Annotated in this window: 16 protein-coding genes; 6 read left to right on the top strand and 10 right to left on the bottom strand. The window is 59.2% G+C overall.

The genetic code is table 11. The annotated features are described in order from the left end of the window. Nucleotides 1–4: 4 nt before the first annotated feature. From FIU93_RS04220 to FIU93_RS04235, 4 genes are read left to right on the top strand one after another with little or no spacing between them, the layout of a single operon-like run. Complete coding sequence (locus tag FIU93_RS04220) at nt 5–820, top strand: MBL fold metallo-hydrolase (RefSeq protein ID WP_286202436.1); 816 nt, start codon at nt 5–7, stop codon at nt 818–820. Beyond that, entirely contained in the window at nt 817–2088 is a 1272-nt protein-coding gene (locus tag FIU93_RS04225) for a F390 synthetase-related protein (protein ID WP_152504909.1), read from the top strand. The genes FIU93_RS04220 and FIU93_RS04225 overlap by 4 nt, the downstream gene beginning before the upstream one ends. Next, nucleotides 2085–3233 carry a GNAT family N-acetyltransferase gene (locus tag FIU93_RS04230; RefSeq protein ID WP_152504910.1) on the top strand — a complete coding sequence of 383 codons (1149 nt, stop codon included), beginning with the start codon at nt 2085–2087 and terminating at the stop codon, nt 3231–3233. Before FIU93_RS04225 ends, FIU93_RS04230 begins: the two co-directional genes overlap by 4 nt. After that, on the top strand, nt 3230–4219 hold the full coding sequence (locus tag FIU93_RS04235; protein ID WP_152504911.1) for a Rieske 2Fe-2S domain-containing protein: 990 nt from the start codon (nt 3230–3232) through the stop codon (nt 4217–4219). Before FIU93_RS04230 ends, FIU93_RS04235 begins: the two co-directional genes overlap by 4 nt. Here FIU93_RS04235 and FIU93_RS04240 read toward each other — a convergent pair. From FIU93_RS04240 to FIU93_RS04270, 7 genes are all read right to left on the bottom strand, one after another. Then, on the bottom strand, nt 4204–5388 hold the full coding sequence (locus tag FIU93_RS04240) for an ATP-grasp domain-containing protein (RefSeq protein WP_152504912.1): 1185 nt from the start codon (nt 5386–5388) through the stop codon (nt 4204–4206). The two genes, FIU93_RS04235 and FIU93_RS04240, sit on opposite strands and share 16 nt — an antisense overlap. 48 nt (nt 5389–5436) lie before the next feature. Then, nucleotides 5437–6132 (bottom strand): ribonuclease activity regulator RraA, encoded by a 696-nt coding sequence (locus tag FIU93_RS04245; protein ID WP_022999182.1) that lies wholly within the window; start codon nt 6130–6132, stop codon nt 5437–5439. A gap of 542 nt (nt 6133–6674) precedes the next feature. Then, a complete protein-coding gene (locus FIU93_RS04250; RefSeq protein ID WP_022999184.1) occupies nt 6675–7013 on the bottom strand; it encodes a hypothetical protein in 339 nt (112 codons plus the stop codon). A 31-nt stretch (nt 7014–7044) separates the two neighbouring features. After that, nucleotides 7045–7521: an ATP-binding protein gene (locus FIU93_RS04255; protein WP_022999185.1), complete on the bottom strand. Its 477-nt coding sequence runs from the start codon at nt 7519–7521 to the stop codon at nt 7045–7047. A 72-nt stretch (nt 7522–7593) separates the two neighbouring features. Then, nucleotides 7594–9978: a SpoIIE family protein phosphatase gene (locus FIU93_RS04260; protein ID WP_055657017.1), complete on the bottom strand. Its 2385-nt coding sequence runs from the start codon at nt 9976–9978 to the stop codon at nt 7594–7596. Beyond that, nucleotides 9975–11153 carry a class I SAM-dependent methyltransferase gene (locus FIU93_RS04265; RefSeq protein ID WP_022999187.1) on the bottom strand — a complete coding sequence of 393 codons (1179 nt, stop codon included), beginning with the start codon at nt 11151–11153 and terminating at the stop codon, nt 9975–9977. Before FIU93_RS04265 ends, FIU93_RS04260 begins: the two co-directional genes overlap by 4 nt. Then, complete coding sequence (locus tag FIU93_RS04270; protein WP_152504913.1) at nt 11150–11671, bottom strand: ubiquinone biosynthesis methyltransferase UbiE; 522 nt, start codon at nt 11669–11671, stop codon at nt 11150–11152. Before FIU93_RS04270 ends, FIU93_RS04265 begins: the two co-directional genes overlap by 4 nt. 315 nt (nt 11672–11986) lie before the next feature. Here FIU93_RS04270 and FIU93_RS04275 point away from each other — a divergent pair, with 315 nt between their 5' ends. After that, nucleotides 11987–12847, top strand: a complete 861-nt coding sequence (locus tag FIU93_RS04275; protein WP_062491026.1) for a SpoIIE family protein phosphatase — start codon at nt 11987–11989, stop codon at nt 12845–12847. Nucleotides 12848–12874: 27 nt separating this feature from the next. Here FIU93_RS04275 and FIU93_RS04280 read toward each other — a convergent pair whose 3' ends face one another. Further along, the gene (locus tag FIU93_RS04280) at nt 12875–13300 is read right to left on the bottom strand and encodes an ATP-binding protein (protein WP_152504914.1); all 426 of its coding nucleotides are present in this window, start codon (nt 13298–13300) and stop codon (nt 12875–12877) included. Nucleotides 13301–13352: 52 nt separating this feature from the next. After that, entirely contained in the window at nt 13353–13709 is a 357-nt protein-coding gene (locus FIU93_RS04285; RefSeq protein ID WP_158514225.1) for an STAS domain-containing protein, read from the bottom strand. Between the two features lie 359 nt (nt 13710–14068). On the opposite strand from FIU93_RS04285, the gene FIU93_RS04290 reads away from it, so the two are divergent. Then, on the top strand, nt 14069–14794 hold the full coding sequence (locus tag FIU93_RS04290; RefSeq protein ID WP_152504915.1) for a protein phosphatase 2C domain-containing protein: 726 nt from the start codon (nt 14069–14071) through the stop codon (nt 14792–14794). On the opposite strand, the gene FIU93_RS04295 is transcribed toward FIU93_RS04290, so the two are convergent. Then, the gene (locus FIU93_RS04295; protein WP_152504916.1) at nt 14770–16533 is read right to left on the bottom strand and encodes a hypothetical protein; all 1764 of its coding nucleotides are present in this window, start codon (nt 16531–16533) and stop codon (nt 14770–14772) included. The two genes, FIU93_RS04290 and FIU93_RS04295, sit on opposite strands and share 25 nt — an antisense overlap. Between the last annotated feature and the right edge of the window lie 98 nt (nt 16534–16631).

The following is a 16631-nucleotide window of genomic DNA, read 5'->3' on the forward strand; positions in this document are numbered from 1 at the left end:
CCCGGTGTTTGCAAACAGCGCGTTTGTTTCCGCGCCGGAGCGGTTGGTGCTCCGTAGTGGTGGGCGTCACCCGCTTCGCTTCAAGGTACGCTATGGGGTTTACCAGCACCCGACCGCCGGACTGGTGCTGATCGATACAGGTTACGGCCCCCGGGTCACGGAAGGTGCCGGGCGCAGTCTGCCGCTTCGGATCTATGCCAGTCTGCTCCGGCCGACGCTGATCGAAGAGCACCAGCCAGCCCGTGTGCTTGATCGCCTGGGCGCAAGCACAGCAGATGTTGCAGCCATCGTGCTGACCCATTTTCACGCCGATCATGTTGCCGCGCTTCACCTATTCCCGAAGGCGAGGATCTATGCGAAGGCAGCAGTGCACGCCAGTGTCGAGGCGCGCTCAAGGTTTTCCAATCTGCGCCACGGCGTCTTTGACGAGTTGCTGCCGCAGGATCTCTCCAGCCGGATCGTCGATATCGACCAACTGCCGGTCAAGCCAGCTCCCCATGGGTTCGGCGAAGGGGCTGATCTCTTTGGGGATGGTGAGACGCTGGCCGTCAATCTGCCCGGTCATGCGGAAGGCCATTTCGGCATCTGCTTTGCCGCTCAGCCGGTGCCATTGCTTTATGCGGTCGATACCCAGTGGTGTGCGGCAGCGCTTGATCCAGGCAAGGCCCCCGGACTGCCCGCGGCTCTTGTCGCTTCGGATCGCCGGGCACTTGCCGCAAGCAGCCGCCGGGTTACCGCCTTCCGGGAGCAAGGCGGCGATGTTCTGCTGTGCCACGATCCGTCCGACAGTCCATACGATTTGCCGGAGGTCCCGCAATGAACGGGCGTTTTCAGACTGGCATTGCCTTTGCCGAAACGCTCTGGACCGGCCGCAGTGGCCGATCTCGAAAGGCTTTCGAGGACTGGCAGAAACGTCGACTGGATGGCTGGTTGCGCCAGTCGCTTCCCAAGGTCGATTTCTACCGCGACGCGCCTCCACGCCTCGACCAACTGCCGGTGATCGACAAAGCCATCGTGATGAGCCGGTTCGAAGCCTTCAACAGGGCCCGGATCACCGCCGAGGCCGGATGGCAGGCCTTGGAGGCGGGCGGCGAGATCGACGGGATCAACATCGGAGCCAGTACGGGCACCAGCGGCAACCGCGGCCTCTATGCCATTACCGCACCAGAGCGGTTCCGTTGGCTCGGCACTATTCTGGCCAAGACCTTACCCCGCTTTCTCTGGCATCCGGAACGGGTTGCGATCATCCTGCCGCAGTCCTCCTCGCTTTACGAAAGCCCGGCCAGACTGCGGCAACTGCAATTGCGGTTCTTCGATCTCCGCCATGGCATCGCTTCCTGGCTGGACGAACTGGAAACCTTCAATCCGACGACCATCGTCGCGCCGCCGAGGGTGTTGCGGCACCTGGCGGAAACGTCGGACCGACTTGCCCCTCGCAAGCTTTATGCAGGTGCGGAAACGCTCGACCCGATCGACCGGGTCGTTGTCGAGAAGAGGTTCGGCATTCCCCTCGGGCAGATCTACATGGCAACCGAAGGCCTTTTCGCCGTGACGTGTGCCCATGGCCGCCTGCATCTTGCCGAGGACGCCAATTTTTTCGAGTTCGAGCCGGTCGCAAACGATCTCGTCACTCCGTTGGTGACAGGCTTTCGCCGCGATTTCCAGATCATGGCGCGATACCGGATGAACGATCTCCTGCGCCTGTCGTCGACACCATGCTCCTGTGGCTCGCCGCTTCAGACGGTTGATGAAGTGATCGGACGGATGGACGATATCTTTCTCTTCACCAGCGAAGCGGGAACGGACGTGCCGGTTACACCCGACATCCTGCGCAATTCGGTTCTGGATGCCTCGCGCGAGATATCCGATTTTCGCCTTGTGCAGGAAGAAGATGGATCGGTGACCCTGCAGCTCCCGCCGGAGGTGGCGGAGACGAGCGCTGAAGCGGCCCTGGCGGCACTTGGCAAAACCCTGAGCTCACAGGGCCTCGTACCTGCAATTTCGCTCCGCCGGGACAGGCTGCCCCTGGAAAACACCCGCAAGCTGCGGCGGGTGGAAAGCCGGTTTAGGCGGCAGGCTCAATCATGACCACAGCGAAGGATACGGTCATGCGGGACACGTCGGCCAATGGAGGTGTGAGCAACGCCCCCGAGACAGTTCATGCCTTCGTGCGTTTGTGCAACGACTTTGCCATGCCTGATCTTGTTGCCAACCTCACGACGCGTGTCAGCTCGCTGGAGATTGCAGGGCGGTGTTTTCCGGTGACGATCAACGAACCGAGCCGTCCGCCGACGTGTTACATCTGTTCACCCAGCGCTGCCTATATCGACTATGCAGTCGAGGAAACGCGCAATTTCCTGAAGTCGCCACTGACCTACCATCTGGTGCGACCGCTGATCCGGGCCTGTGCGCCGCTGATCGCGGCCAGCGGGCTTGATCGACAGGTGCAGGTGAACAACTGGCTGCTATCAACCAATCCGGTGCCGGAAATCGATGCAGCCGCAGCCCGCGAGATCGCCAGAACCCTGTCTCAGCGCCATCCGGAGCATGCCATTGTCATCCGGTCGCTCAATGGCCGGGCGGACCGGTCATCGATGAACGCCCTCAAGCAAGCTGGGTTCAGGCTTCTGGCGGCACGGCGGATCTATCTCTACTCCGGTGACCAAACGCCAGGACGGCCGACGCAAAACCGCAGTTACGACACAAGGCTGATGCAACAGACGCCCTATCGGCTCGCGGAAAACGACAGCTTCGAGGGTTCGGATTTTGACCGTGCCGCGGAGCTCTACAAGATGCTCTATCTCGACAAGTACACACCGCTCAATCCGCAGTACACCGCAACCTACATCCGGGAATGCCACCGCAGAGGCCTGTTCCAACTGCTTGGTTATCGCGATGACAGCGGCCAGTTGGTGGCGGTAGCCGGTTTCTTTGCCAACGGCCGCACATTGACGCAGCCGCTGGTTGGATACGACACCCGCCTGCCGCTGAAGGAGGGTCTCTATCGGCTGGTCATGGCGGCAGGCCAGGACATTGCAGACCGGCACACTCTCTTTTTCAACATGAGCGCGGGCGCCGGCCACTTCAAACGGCTGCGCGGGGCAGAACCGGAAATCGAGTTCAACGCCGTCTATGCGGGCCATCTGTCCCGGCGCAGGCAACTGGCAGTGCGAAGCCTCGAAAAGCTTCTGTCGCGCATCGGCATTCCCCTTCTGGAGGCCTTCGACCTATGACTTCATCAAAGGATTTCTGGCAGGCCGCGGCGCTCGTGAAGGATTTGAAGCGCCGACCGGCCCGTGTCGAATTCGGCGGCGAACCTGTGGTGCTGTTCAAGAGCGCGTCGGGCATTTCGGCTCTGGCCGACCGTTGTCCGCACCGGCTGATGGAACTGTCGAAAGGAAAGGTCGTCCGAGGCGAGATCGAATGCCCCTATCATGGCTGGCGTTTTGACGGCGGCGGACGCTGCACCGCCATTCCGGGACACATGGGCGACGTGCCGGGGTACCGGATTCCCGGCCTCAAGACCTTCGTGAAGGACGGCGTGGTTTTTCTTTCCAAAGGAGACCCCGCAGGTGAACCCTACCTGCACCCGATGGAAGGCAGAAAGACAGTGGTGCGCCTCGTGCGCAGCAGCACCAACTCGACATTGATCGATGCTGCCGAAAACATCCTCGATGCGACCCACACCCATTTCACCCACAAGGGCCTGCTGCGCGGCCTCAGCAGCAAGCGGCATCGGGTTCGGGTCGATATCACCGGTGGGCCTGGCTGGGTCGAGGCCGTCTACACCGGGGAGGACCGGCAGCATGGCCTGATCAGCAGGCTGCTGGAAGCCGGGCGGGTGCGGACTGTCGGGCGGTATCGCTTTCCCGGTATCGCCGAGCTGGAATATTGGGGCGAAAACGGCCTTGCACTGGCAACCACCTTCCATTTGCGGCAGGCGGCCGACGGACTTGTTGAAGGTATCGGTTGCCTGATCGGACCGAACGAGGGTCTGCTCGACCAGGTCAAGTCCTGGATGTTCCAGCCGATGTTCCGCATCGCTCTGGAACAAGACCGCCGCGTGTTGAAATCCTCGCTTGAAAACGCGGCGCGCTTTCCGGACGCAAGGCCTCTGATCGGACCGCTCGACTATTTACGAAGGGATATCGAGGCAATTGAAGAGGGCGAGCTGCCAGGTGCGGCAGCGTCCCCCAGAAGTGCCTATATCGAACTTTGATCCGGCCCGTTCCACTCGATGTCCCTCGTGGTGGCGCTTTGAAGACTGATGCGGTTGCGCATGGCTATGGTCGCGATTTCCAGCAAGGCAGGTATTTGAGCACGTCCGGGCGCAGGATCGTCCGCGGTTCCGAGGATCTCCTCGGCCGCACCGAGGACCTCCCGGAAGCGGGCAAAATCTCGTGAGCGGAGCGCTGAAGGCAGACCGTAGCCCCACATGGCCAGCCGCACGGCCTGAATGCCTGCTACGTCCGGCAAGACTTCGTCACCACCTTGCAAAAGCGTGCGGACGAACCGGTCCGCGTCCTTGAAAAAATGCAGGCCGCTGGTCGCGCGCGGATTGCATTCCAGCGGGCGCACAGAGCCGTCTTCAAGGCGCATCAGGTCAAACGAAACCTGCCCGGTCCAACCGGTGTTCCCGACGAATGTTTCGATTAAAGCCCGTGTTGCCGGGTCCGTTACCGGTTCAAAACAGATCCCCGCGCCAGCACCGGCCCGGTATAGCGAACGGTACATCGACACTGCCAGCACCTTGCCGTCGCGCGCCAGGACGTAGGCACTGATCTCGTCTCCTTCCAACCGTTCCTGGGCAACCCAGGGCATTGCAGCGCTCGGCACCACTTGCCTCAACTTGCGGCACGCTGGAGAGACAAGGACCTGACCGGCGAAGCGCGACCAGACGGGCTTGAACACAAGGCTTTCGGCATGCTTGCCAAGGTCGGTGACATCTTGCCGAGACGTCAGCAGCCGTGTTTCAGGCACGGCAATCCCGAACCCTTCACACAGCTTGATGAAGTCATGCTTGTTATGGGACGTCTGAAGCAGGTCGAGACCTGGCGCGAACAGCTCTGCCCCAAGGCCACGCCTCTCCCGGATTGCCGCCAGGTAGAAGACCTCCTCGCAGGTCGGGACAATCAGGGACGGCTTTTCGCGTTCGATCAGCGCCTCGAGCGCATCAGTGAAATCTTCCGGATGAAACCTTGGCGATGGCAGACGCTGATAGAGTGCGCAGGCACGACTTGCCCGGGAGACTGGGCGCGCGGGCATATCGGCCAGAACAACACGCCAACCAGCGGCATGAAACAGCCGGGCGTGATGCAGGGCAACAGGCGCGCGAGCACCCGTTATCAGAACAGTCTGGCCGGAAGAGACATGGCAGCCGCGCTGCATCGTCGTCAGATTCCCTTATCGAATGCAGATCCCGGCATCCGACGCCCCTCAGCGTTCGGCTTCGTAGCGCGCTTTGGTTTCCTCGTTCATCGGGTAAAGGCCCGGCAGCTTCGCACCTGCGTCGACCTGCTCGACGATCCAGGCCTCCATGCGTTCCTGTTCCGGGGCTTCCTTCAGCACGTCATCAAGCGTGGCTGCAGGGATCACGACCGCACCATCGCCGTCTGCCACGATGATATCGCCCGGAATGATCGCAACACCGCCGCAACCGATGGTTTCCTGCCAGCCGACGAAGGTTAGACCGGCTACCGAAGGCGGGGCCGAGACACCGCTGCACCAGACCGGCAGATCCGACGCCAGCACGCCGGCCAGATCGCGCACTGTGCCGTCTGTGACCATGCCAGCGACATTGCGTTTGCGCATACGGGCACACAGGATATCGCCGAAGACACCGGCGTCGCGGATGCCCATCGCATCGATGACCGCGACGCATCCTTCCGGCATCTCCTCGATGGCCGCACGTGTTGAAATGGGAGAGCCCCAGGAAGCAGGCGTTGCCAGGTCTTCACGCGCAGGCACGAAACGAAGGGTAAATGCCGGCCCGACGATCCGGGGCCTGGAGCGATCGAGCGGCATTGCCCCGCGGATCCAGACGTTGCGCAGTCCCTTTTTCAGAAGGATCGTGGTGAGTGTCGCCGTGCTGACGGATTTCAGGATTTCGACGGCTTCAGCGGACAGGGTCATTAAGGCCTCCGGAAGATGGCGCTGACAAGAAGCAGCAGGTCAGAAACGGTATCCAAAAAAAGCGATACCGCCAGTCCTGCCAAGGGTGGGCTGCCCGCGGCACGGGAGCCGGCGGATCAACCGGCATATTCCGCCGGATCGCATTGCCGGCCAAGGGATTTTTGAAACGGGAAAGTCAGGAACCGGCCTGGCGGATTACGAGCGGTGGAAAGCCCTTCACCGCCGCGACAGGAACTTCATAGCCTGAGGCTCCGAGCAGGATTGCAAACCCTGCCCGATCATTTGACCGGCGCTTTGCAGGCAACTTTCACGACGCTGATAGCGCCAGCTGCGACCTGCGCCGTGATCAGGATTGCCTTGCCGAGATTTTCACTATCATGTCCGGGAGACTGGCGGGACGACTGAAAGCCTGTTGCAACGAGGACGGATATTAGGCCTGCGACATGCGCAATTCATCCGGCCTTCTTGAAACCGAGGCCGGAAGTCTGCGGGCATTTCCGTTGCGCTTGCATCAGCACGTCCTCACGCGCTCGAGTGCGGGATCAGGAAATCGTCAGTTCAAGCGCCGGGTGCAGACGCTGCAGGTTGCGGAGTGATTTCGACTGCCAGGGAATGGACTTGGAGCCCAGAACCCGAACGCCGACTTCCGGCTGCTTTCTGATTTCGATCGTGAACTTTGCGAGCAGGTTGATGCCGGAGCTGTTCAGGAATTCCAGGCTTGTCAGGTCCATGGTGATGAGTTCCGGCTTGGCCGCCAGAACGGAATTCATGATGTCCAGAATAGGTGCGTAGGCATCTGTTCCTGAAAGCCGCATCGTTCCTTCGTAGTGGATGGCGGAGCCTTCAGTCCAAACGCGGTAATCGTTCGTGCTGATTTCCATTGTGATTTCTTCCTTTGGAATATGTCAGCGATCAGGAAAGTCGCAAAGAAGCATATGTCGTCAACTCAACGCCTTCACTTACACGCTCAGACGCGAAAGACCAGCCCAATTTGGCCTCGTAGTCGCTCATAAGTGTGAGCAAACCCAGGCCGGAGCCGGAGGAGTCAGGGTTGAGGGCGTTCTCCTCGATGCGTTCCAGGAGCAGCTCTCCCGGTTCGCGGTCGAGCAGGGCTTTCAGGTGCCCCTGAAACTTGACGGCCGTTTCCTGGTCGATCCGGTTCACGATCCGGATTTCAAACGTCTGTTCTTCCAGCGAGCTGTGAATCGCGATGTCGCCGCCGTGACGGAACTTGATCGCATTTTCCAGAATCTCGTTGATCATGTAACTGATGCTGTGGCGGGCATCGACAGGATCGATGCCTTTGCCGCAAGCCCTGCTGAAATATTCACCGATAAAATCCGATGTCAGGCCGCAATGATGCCAGCTCAGCTCCAGCGGCTCTGCCATCAGCGTGAGACAAAATTGTCTCGCGTCTCCGCCGTTCAAAGCAGCCGTCTCTCCAAAATCCTCGACCATGCCTTACCTATGCTTCAAGACAACAAGAGTGATGTCATCAAATACCTTGTAGTCGCCGATATGCGACTTCACATCATTAATGACCGCCGCGGCAATACCTTTAGCGGATTTTTCGCGATTTTCATGGGCGCTCTGGGCAAGCCGGTCGAGGCCATACATCTCGCCCTTCGCATTTTCCGCTTCCGTGATCCCGTCCGTATGCAGGATCAGGATGTCGTCGGGTCCGAACGCAAGATCCAGTGTGGCCACGAAGGGTGAAATATCGGCCTCGAGCCCAACCGGGAAACCGAGATCCATCGTGTCGATCCGCTCGGTTTCGCCATTGGCACGAATGATCAGCACTTCCTCGTGCTGGCCGGACAAGGTGACCTGTCCGTCCTCGTAGTCGACGAAGGCAAGAGTCAGGTGCTTGTCGGAATTGGTACGGGTGATGTTCTTGTAGACAGCACGGTTGAGCACATCCAGGAAGGCAATCGGATCCTTGTCCCCCTTCTCCTGAAGCGCACGGGCAACCGACTGCACCATGAGCATCAACACGCCGCTTTCCAGGCCGTGGCCGGTCACGTCGCCAATACCGACCTTGATGCGGCTGCCGTCGAACAGGACATCGTAGTAATCGCCGCCGACTTCGTCTGCCGGTTCCATGAAGGCGGCAATCTCGATCTGCGGGATGACTTCCAGTTCGCTCAACCGTGGCAGAACCATTTCCTGAATGCGCTTGGCGACATCCAGCTCGGCTCCGAGGCGCAGGTTTTCCGATTTCAGCCGCTTGTTGAGCTCGCCGATCTCGTGGTTCGCGGTTTCCAGCTTCCTGGTCCGCTCCTCGACGAGATTTTCAAGGTTCTCCGTGTGATAGCTGATCTCTTCCGCCATCCGGTTAAACGCAAGCCCCACGGCCGCAACCTCGTCGCGGGTCGGAATAGCAACGCGAACCGAATAATCCTTGTTCTGCAGCGCACGCGCCGCGGCGGCCAATTGCGACAAGCCCTTGGTGATACGGCCGGAAATGGCATAGACCGCGACGAACACCACGAAGATACTGACGCAGAAGGCAATCAGCTGGTAGTTCAGGATGCGGGCCGTCGCCTCGGAGATGTTGTTGGTGGCATCAATCAGCGACTGGTAGATCTCGCGTTCGGAAACGACAAAGCCCAGCGTCATCGTTTCCGAGGTGATGCCGGTTCCATCCCACAGGTTGGTCGGGTTGAGCTGCTTGAGGACCAGAAGATAGGGGACCTCTTCACCATCATTTTCAAGGAAGATGTGCTTGATGACGGTCTCGTCCTTGGCACTGAGTTCAAGGGAAGAAATGGCGGGCTGGCTGCTTTCCTTGAGGTTCCGGTTCACGCCGGTAACACCCTGGCCGCTGACGTCGCTCGAAACCAGACCCAGTGTGGCCTCGCCGGCTTTCGGCGTTGCCACCACGTTGCCGTCGGACATCGTCAGGAAGCCGAAGCCGCTTTCCGAAATCTCAAGGCTTTCGACGAGCGAAGTCAGCTGTTCGAGCGTGATGTCGACCGCGACCATGCCCGCAACATCCTTGCGATCCTGCGTCCACAGGGGATGGAAGAAGCTGACGATCAGCTTGCCCGTGATCGCGTCGATGTAGGGAGCAGTGGTGACGATATTGGATTCAACCGGCTTGGAAGACGGATCCTTGATCCAGCCTTGCCAACCTTCGTAGACCCCGGGAAAGAAGAAATCCCAGAAGTTCGCGCCCTCGTTATGACCGGGGTAAAGCAGGTCGAATGTCTGCGCCTGTTCCGAATAAGGGGTCGCGCGCATGATCGACGCGTCCTTGGGGCCGACATAATAGATCTGCAGCTTGGGAGCGCCTGTCGACATCATCGAAGGCCCGACAAGGCTGAGGAAGGAGCTGTTCTTCAGCTCATCCGCGGCCTTGGGAAGCGGGTTCTTGTCTTCATCGAGCAAGTAGCCCCAGACGCTGACTGCGGAAGGAACACCCTCGGTGTTCTGCGACCAGCCGCCTTTTTCGTCGTAGACCAGACCGGAGGAAAACTCCGAACTGCCTTCGATCGTGTTGCCGACCGCTTCCTGGATATCCGGGTGGTCGATCAGTGTCTGCATCGACGAGGCAAGCGTCGCAAGTTCCGAATGAACACGCTCGATCAGAAGGTCGGCGCGGAACGCAGTCGTATCGATGTAGGTTTCCAGATAGTCTTCGGTCGCGGTGGTCAGGCCTTCACCGACCTGTTCCGTTGCATCCCTCGACAGTTTCTGCACGTTCCAGATGCCGATGCCACCGGCAAGCGCCAGATCGAACAGCACCGCCACGCCCACGACAAGAATGAACTTGGCGCGAAAACTTCGCAGGGAAAAGCGACCTATCTGCTTTTCACTCTGAGGGCTCTTTACCGGTGCATTCATAGCGGCTTACGCCCCGAGGCAACCCAGATCGGCCAGCCCGCATACCCCTTGGGGTGGAGCGCTGCGAAAATATGATCATCAAAACCCTTGGCGAAGCGTTCGATGAACTCGGGGCTGTCGCCGCGTTCCTGCGCCATTTTGCCGGCAAAGAGATTTTTCCACGAGGCGATGACGTCTGCGAAATCCTGCGGGTCGCCGTCGGTGTTGGTGACCATGAAGGAGCCTATGGTGACGTTTTCAAAACCACCGTCGATCAGGAGGCGCCGGCATTTCGGGCCGATTTCGATATCCATATCGAAATGGTGCCAGAGTTTGGCGACCTCGTTATAGGTCCACTGGATGGACTCCGATCTCGGTTCGCCGAGGCAATGGGAATTCTTTTCGTTGGTCACGTAAATGCGGCCACCCGGCTTGCAGATACGGTAGAGCTCCTTGAGGATCAGTTCCGGCTGATCGAACACCTGCAGGGAATGTCGGCAGGTCACGAAGTCGAACTGATTGTCCTCCAGCAGCATGTCCGCAGCATCGCCAAAGACATAGTCAATGCCCTTGATGCCGAAGTCGGCGGCGACACGGCGTGCGTAGTCGAGGCTGGATCTGGAATGGTCCAGCGCGACAAGACGGTCGGGCTCGAACTCCTTTTGCAGGAGCACGGCGAAATCGCCGATGCCGCAGCAAATGTCGGCCACCTGCATCCCCGGCTTCAGGCCGTGGCGGCGAAGAAGTTCCTTCTCATGGCGCCAGGTAAGCTTGGTCTGTGTCCGCAGGACATGAATGAATTCACTGTCCTCGACGAAGGACTGTCCCGGGTAGAACTCGTTGTCGTATTCGCTGACGGTGATCTTGTCGGACATCGTCTCCAGCACGGCGAACTTGCGCGTTGCCCAGCCGACGACACTCGACGTCGTCACATGAACGCTCAGATCGCTGCGGTTGCGCACAAGATCCAGGATCTTGCCGGCAAATGCGTGGAAGGCGACGTTGTTCATGCGCACCAGGCGCCTGACGTTGACGTAGAATTTTCCGCTCACCTTGGCGACGGACTGTTCCATCGCGGAAAAGCAGCCATGCAGTTCCTCGGCCCGCTGGGGGCGCAAGCTGCCATGGAGCGAGAACTCCTGATCGTTCTCGTTGAAGGTCCATTGAAAGGCCTGTGTCATATTATCAGCGATCATTCTGTGTCGTCCTCAAGCACGAGCTCTGCAACCAGGCTCATGCGGCCGTCTTCGCTCCGTCCGATGGCAAGCCGGGCGCCATAGTCGACGCCGAGTTCCAGGAGCCCGAGGCTCGCATCCGGTTCGGCGTCGGCAAACAGCGCTTCCAGATAAAGCGTTTCGGCGTCCTCGCCGTTGACCTTCGCAATGGTGGTCTCATAGATCTTGTAGGTTTCTTCGTCCGCAGGGAAAGTCAGTTCGATCCTGTCGACATTGCCGTCGCGCTGAACCGCGCATTGCAGTTTGCCGCCGGAGCCGTGGGTGCGGTACACCGCTTCCAGCAGCTCGTTCAAAGCCGACGAATAGAGATTGGAAAACAGGAGCGAATCCAGCCGGTTGTGGCTGACCATCCGGGCAATGTATCCCGACATGAGATCGCAATGGGTCCAGTCGGTGCAAAAATCCTTGATGTCCAAATCCAGGTGAATCATCTGCGGCAGACCGGAATTTGATGATATGCCTTCAGAAGGTGCCTGCATTTTTATTCCCCCGCTGGCGTGGTCAATTGCACCTCAAAGCGATGCACTTCTGTTATACGAGAAAGCTGGAAATTTTGGCCGATTGGACTCGTGTCATCGATAATTCATGTATTTAACAATACGGTGTCGCTCATTGCCAAGGATATATCAACCGCGATTGCTCCAATGTTTTCTGCTTCATTAACATAGCAGCACAACTCTAAACTTTGGGTTTCCACCGCGCGTCCGTAAAGGCATCATATTTACAACATGACAAGCACCAGTAATTTTGGCGCCGCTGCCCAACCAGACACTTCCGCTGGCGAACTCGCGCGAGTGCGCAGAGAACTTGAGGAATTGCGCGCTGAACATGACGACCTCAAGCTGCTTTACGAGGCAACCATCGAACATGGCGAAGCCGTGGAAGACCAGTTGGCCGAATACAACATCCTGCTGACCCGCACCCAGGAACGCCTGGAAGCGGAGCTTCGTGATGCCGGCAATTATGTTTATTCCATCCTGCCGGAAAGGCGTCCCGAAGCCCCGAAAGCGGACTGGCTTCTGGTGCCGTCGACCGAACTGGGCGGTGATTCGTTCGGATATCACGACCTCGACGACGATCATTTCGCAATTTACCTGATCGACGTCTGCGGCCATGGTGTCGGGGCCGCATTGCTGTCTGTCGCGATTATCAACGTGCTGCGCTCGAATGCGCTTGGGGGCACCGATTTTCGTGACCCGGCAAACGTTCTTGCCAAACTGAACAATGCCTTTCCGATGGAACGGCAGAACAACATGTTCTTCACCATCTGGTATGGCGTCTACCGGCGCTCGACCCGGCAACTGGCCTATGCCTCCGGCGGCCACCCTGCTGCCATTCTCATGCGGCCTTCGGCATCGGGGCTGGACGTCATCGGCCTCGGAACGCCGGAGGGCATGGTTATCGGCGCCATCCCAGATATGGAATTCGATGGCGGTACATTCGACATTCGCCCGGGCGACCGATTGCTCGTCATCAGCGACGGTACCTACGAAATCGAGGATGCGGATGGCCGGACGCTGACCTGGGCCGAGCTCGCGGACAAATCGAAATCCGTGGACGGAACCGTCCCTCAAGCCATCTACGACTGGCTGGCCACATTCCACGACAATGCGCCCCTGCCGGACGATTTCTCCATGATGGAATTTGCCTTCTGAGGGAAGCGCCTTGCAGCAAGGTGCCCGTCAATCCTTGGCGCGAGGCACCAGAACCGTGGTGTGGTTGACGTTTCCGATCCGTTGGGTCGCCACGTCATCGGCCAGCTGGTGCACCAGATAAAGGCCCAGACCGCCAATGCCCATGTCCTCGACTGTGTCCGCTTCCGGTGGACCGGACGGCATGCCGCTGTTGTCGAATGGTCTCGCCCTGTCGGACAGAACGAGCTTGACGTGTGTCGGCCCAAGCGCCGCCGTGACCGCGATCTGGTCCTTGCCGCCATCCGGATAGCCGTAGGCAACGGTATTGGCGAACAGCTCTTCAACGACCAGGCACAGGGTACGTCGGACCGCGTCGGACAGGCCCGCTCCTGTGCAGAACCGATCCAGCACGGTATAGACCGCCGGCAGGTCCTCCAGGTCGTTTCGAACTGTCACCGTCTCGAGATCCACCATCCCGTTCCCTGCCGGACGTTGTTCAATTCAAGCTGCCGGGTGTGAGCTTCGGTCAACCCGCCAGCGCCTTTGCGTCTTCCCGGCTTTCCGCCACCTGCATGATCTTCAGAAAGCCGGAGATCTTGAGGACGTCGACCACCGACTGGTTCACCTGGAACAGCACCAGCTTGTCTCCGGAAGGAGCCAGAAGCTTGGCAACGATCAACAGTGATCTCAGCCCGAAACTGGTGACGTAGTCCACTTGCTCCATGTCGATCAGCAAGGTTGCCGGCTTTTCCGAGATCAGATTCTTCAGGTAGGTTTCGAAGGTTTTTGCGCTGAGCGTGTCCAGCTTGCCGACAGGACGAACAACGATCAGGTCGCCGTCCGTCTCGTGGCCGATGGTGATTTCTGCGACGTCTGCGGTCATTGCCATTTCCCAAATCTGCATCGGTGCCCGGACTGCAAAAAGCCGACAGCCTCCGGTTTCAACCGATGAAAGCATCTGCCACGCAATTTCGGCGTGAAACTTGTACATTTTATAAAGGCGCACCACGCGAAAGGCTACGAGACCAGGGATAAGCAAATTTTGCATGCTTCCCAGCCACTCTCGATCCGGCTCTCGTTCGGTCTGCTTGCCGGGGACAGCTATCCGGGCCCTGCGACGGATCACCTCATCCAGAGGAACATAACCAACGCCTGGCTGGAAACCGGAGACTTCTTTTCCGGAGAATGGCTGCGCGTTAAGATCGAACCCGGACTGGTCCTGCGGCCCTTACTCGGGAGAACGTGCGTTTGAATACGGTCGACACTTCTGCCGCTGTTGCGTTGCTACGATCCGAAGCAGCGACCCGGCGCGGACGCCGACACAAGGTCAATCAGGACAGCCACTTTGCGGCCCCGTCGCATGGGCTCTTCACGATTGCCGATGGCATGGGCGGTCACAGAGAGGGTGACGTCGCCAGCCGTGCGACGGTTCACGCCATCTCGCAACTGATCAACATGCCGCCGAGCAGCCACGAAGCCCGGCAGATTGACCTGGAAGCCAAGCTCAACCACGTCAATCACGGTCTTTACGCCGGTTTTCTCGCTCTCCCCGAACAAGACATTTCAGGCACGACAAGTCTCAGCCTGATCATCAGCGGGACACAAGCCAGTTGCATCTGGGCCGGAGATTCGCGTCTTTACCTTTTGCGCCAGCAGCAACTGTTCCTCATCTCGGAGGACCATGCCGACAAAGCCGGACGGCTGACTGCCGCTGTCGGCATCCAAAACACGCTTCAGCTTGACCGCCGAACGCTGGAGATGTTGCCCGACGATGTTTTCGTACTTTGCACCGACGGGCTGTTGAAAGGCATGGACGAAACCACGCTGGCCAGGATGGCCACCGAGGGAACCTCCGGTCTTGCTGACCGGCTTGTTTCGCGCGCTGTGGCCGGCGGATCCTCGGACGACATCACGGTGATAACCGTTTGGACGGAAACAGATGCTCAGCCGCCGGAAGCCGGCAGATAGAAGGAATGCTGCTGGCCTGAGGCCCAACCATCCTGCACGAATGCCGTTACGCCGATCAGATCCTGATCTTCCACCGCCATTCGTTCCACTTCGAAAGTGACCTTGTCTGAGAGGGATCTGCTCAGGACTTCCAGGCTCGTTGCGACGGCAGCCTCGCGCTCGTCAGCATCCTGCCCTGCAAACACCGCCTCGCCGAGAGCTTCCTGGAACAGGGAAAACAGGCGGGACACCAGAAGGGCCTGATCCAGTGCCCCCCGACCGTCCTCGCCGGGCTGGACCGTCACGGCCCGACGGAATACGAGGCTGGTTCTGTTGGCGACGCCCTCCAGCACGTTGATGCCGGCAAGTGCGAGCGACGGTGCCGTGTCCGAACCGACGGCAAACCGTGTTGCCATGGCAACTTCACCGCCCATCGACCGGCTTTCGACAAGCTCCAGCGCATCGTAATCCTTCGGCATGCCGACGGGGAGCCGCGGAAACACTTCAGTTTCAAGCTGGACCAGTATTTCGGAAAGGGCGACAAAAGCACCCGACACAAACAGCGCCGGCGCACCGTCCTCTTCGGCGGTCAACCGGGCATCGTTCCAGAACAGTGCCAGGTGAGAGGCGGCATCGCTGGCCCTCAGGCCTGCAAAACCTTCGAAGCCCGGCTTGTCGAGCAACTGGTGTGGCGTTTCGATGTCGGCAACTTCCTCACCCGGAACTCCGGCAAAGTGCCCGGCAAGCGCGGCAAGCCCGACCGTGTCACTTTCGGCGCATTCCCGCGCAAGCACCTTCAGCCGTTCCGTGTCGCGTGGGCCCAGGCCGATTTCGTTCGCAAACAGGGCGATATCGTAGAGTTCGGCCTGCAGGGCCTCGCCGGTTTCGCCCAGAACCTCCTGCAGATCGACGGCATCAAGATCGTGATCGAGCTGAAGGAGATGAAGTTCCAGCGGCAGGTCGAGCGGAACTTCACTCAGGAGCAGGTTCAATCCATGCCAGTTCAGCAGCACCTTGCTCAGTTTCGGGCTTTCGAAGAAGAGACGCGCCTGTGCCTGCTGCAGCGTATCGGCTGGCGCATCCTTCTTTTTCACCTCGACGGGTGCACTTGAAACCTGGCCTGTTTCCTGGAGGGTCTTTTGAATGAAGGCATCCACGGCGGTTTTCGCGGCACTGCCGCTTTCGCCAGGAGCAGCCTTTTCCTCCGGACTGCGGATCATCGACAGGAGAGCGTCGAGCCCCTCGGTTCCCTTGCTGCTGCTCGAAGCATCGTTTTCCTTACGCTTGCCTTGCTCTGAAGCCGGCAATTCGTCGTCTTTCAGCAGTCTTTCCAGCAATGACTTCTGCTCTTCCAGTGCCGACTTGCCGATCTTGTCGTAACGCTGGTCATGAACGGCAAGCTGTTCCTGGTCACCGGCAGCCGCCTCAAGATCCCGCACAAAGCGAAATCCGCGCAGCAGTTTTGTCGGAGCCAGATCTTTCAGGCGAGCGAAGGAGACCTGTTCTTCCAGCTCGGGTGGATGCGAACCGAGCATATTGGCCGCCGAGACGGAAAAGGATGGTGTTTTCTGTTCCAGGATTTCCTCGACGTCCTGGCCGGTGATGTTGAAAGCCACGCCGGTTGCCACAAGGCCGAAGTCTCCTGCGATCAGCACCCTGAAAGGCGGTGCCGGCTTGATCTGGACTGCACTGTGACCCTTGTTTCCGAGGCCAATCGAGAAGCTGGCGATACCGCCTTTGATGTCGTCTTCCCCGGTCATTTCGATCAACCCCTATTGATGATTGTAAGTTTCACTCAAATTGACATGAAGGCGAATACGGCTTGCGCGATCACGATATTGCCGTCGGTCTCATACCC

Source organism: Labrenzia sp. THAF35 (assembly GCF_009363595.1).
Classification (GTDB): domain Bacteria; phylum Pseudomonadota; class Alphaproteobacteria; order Rhizobiales; family Stappiaceae; genus Roseibium; species Roseibium algicola.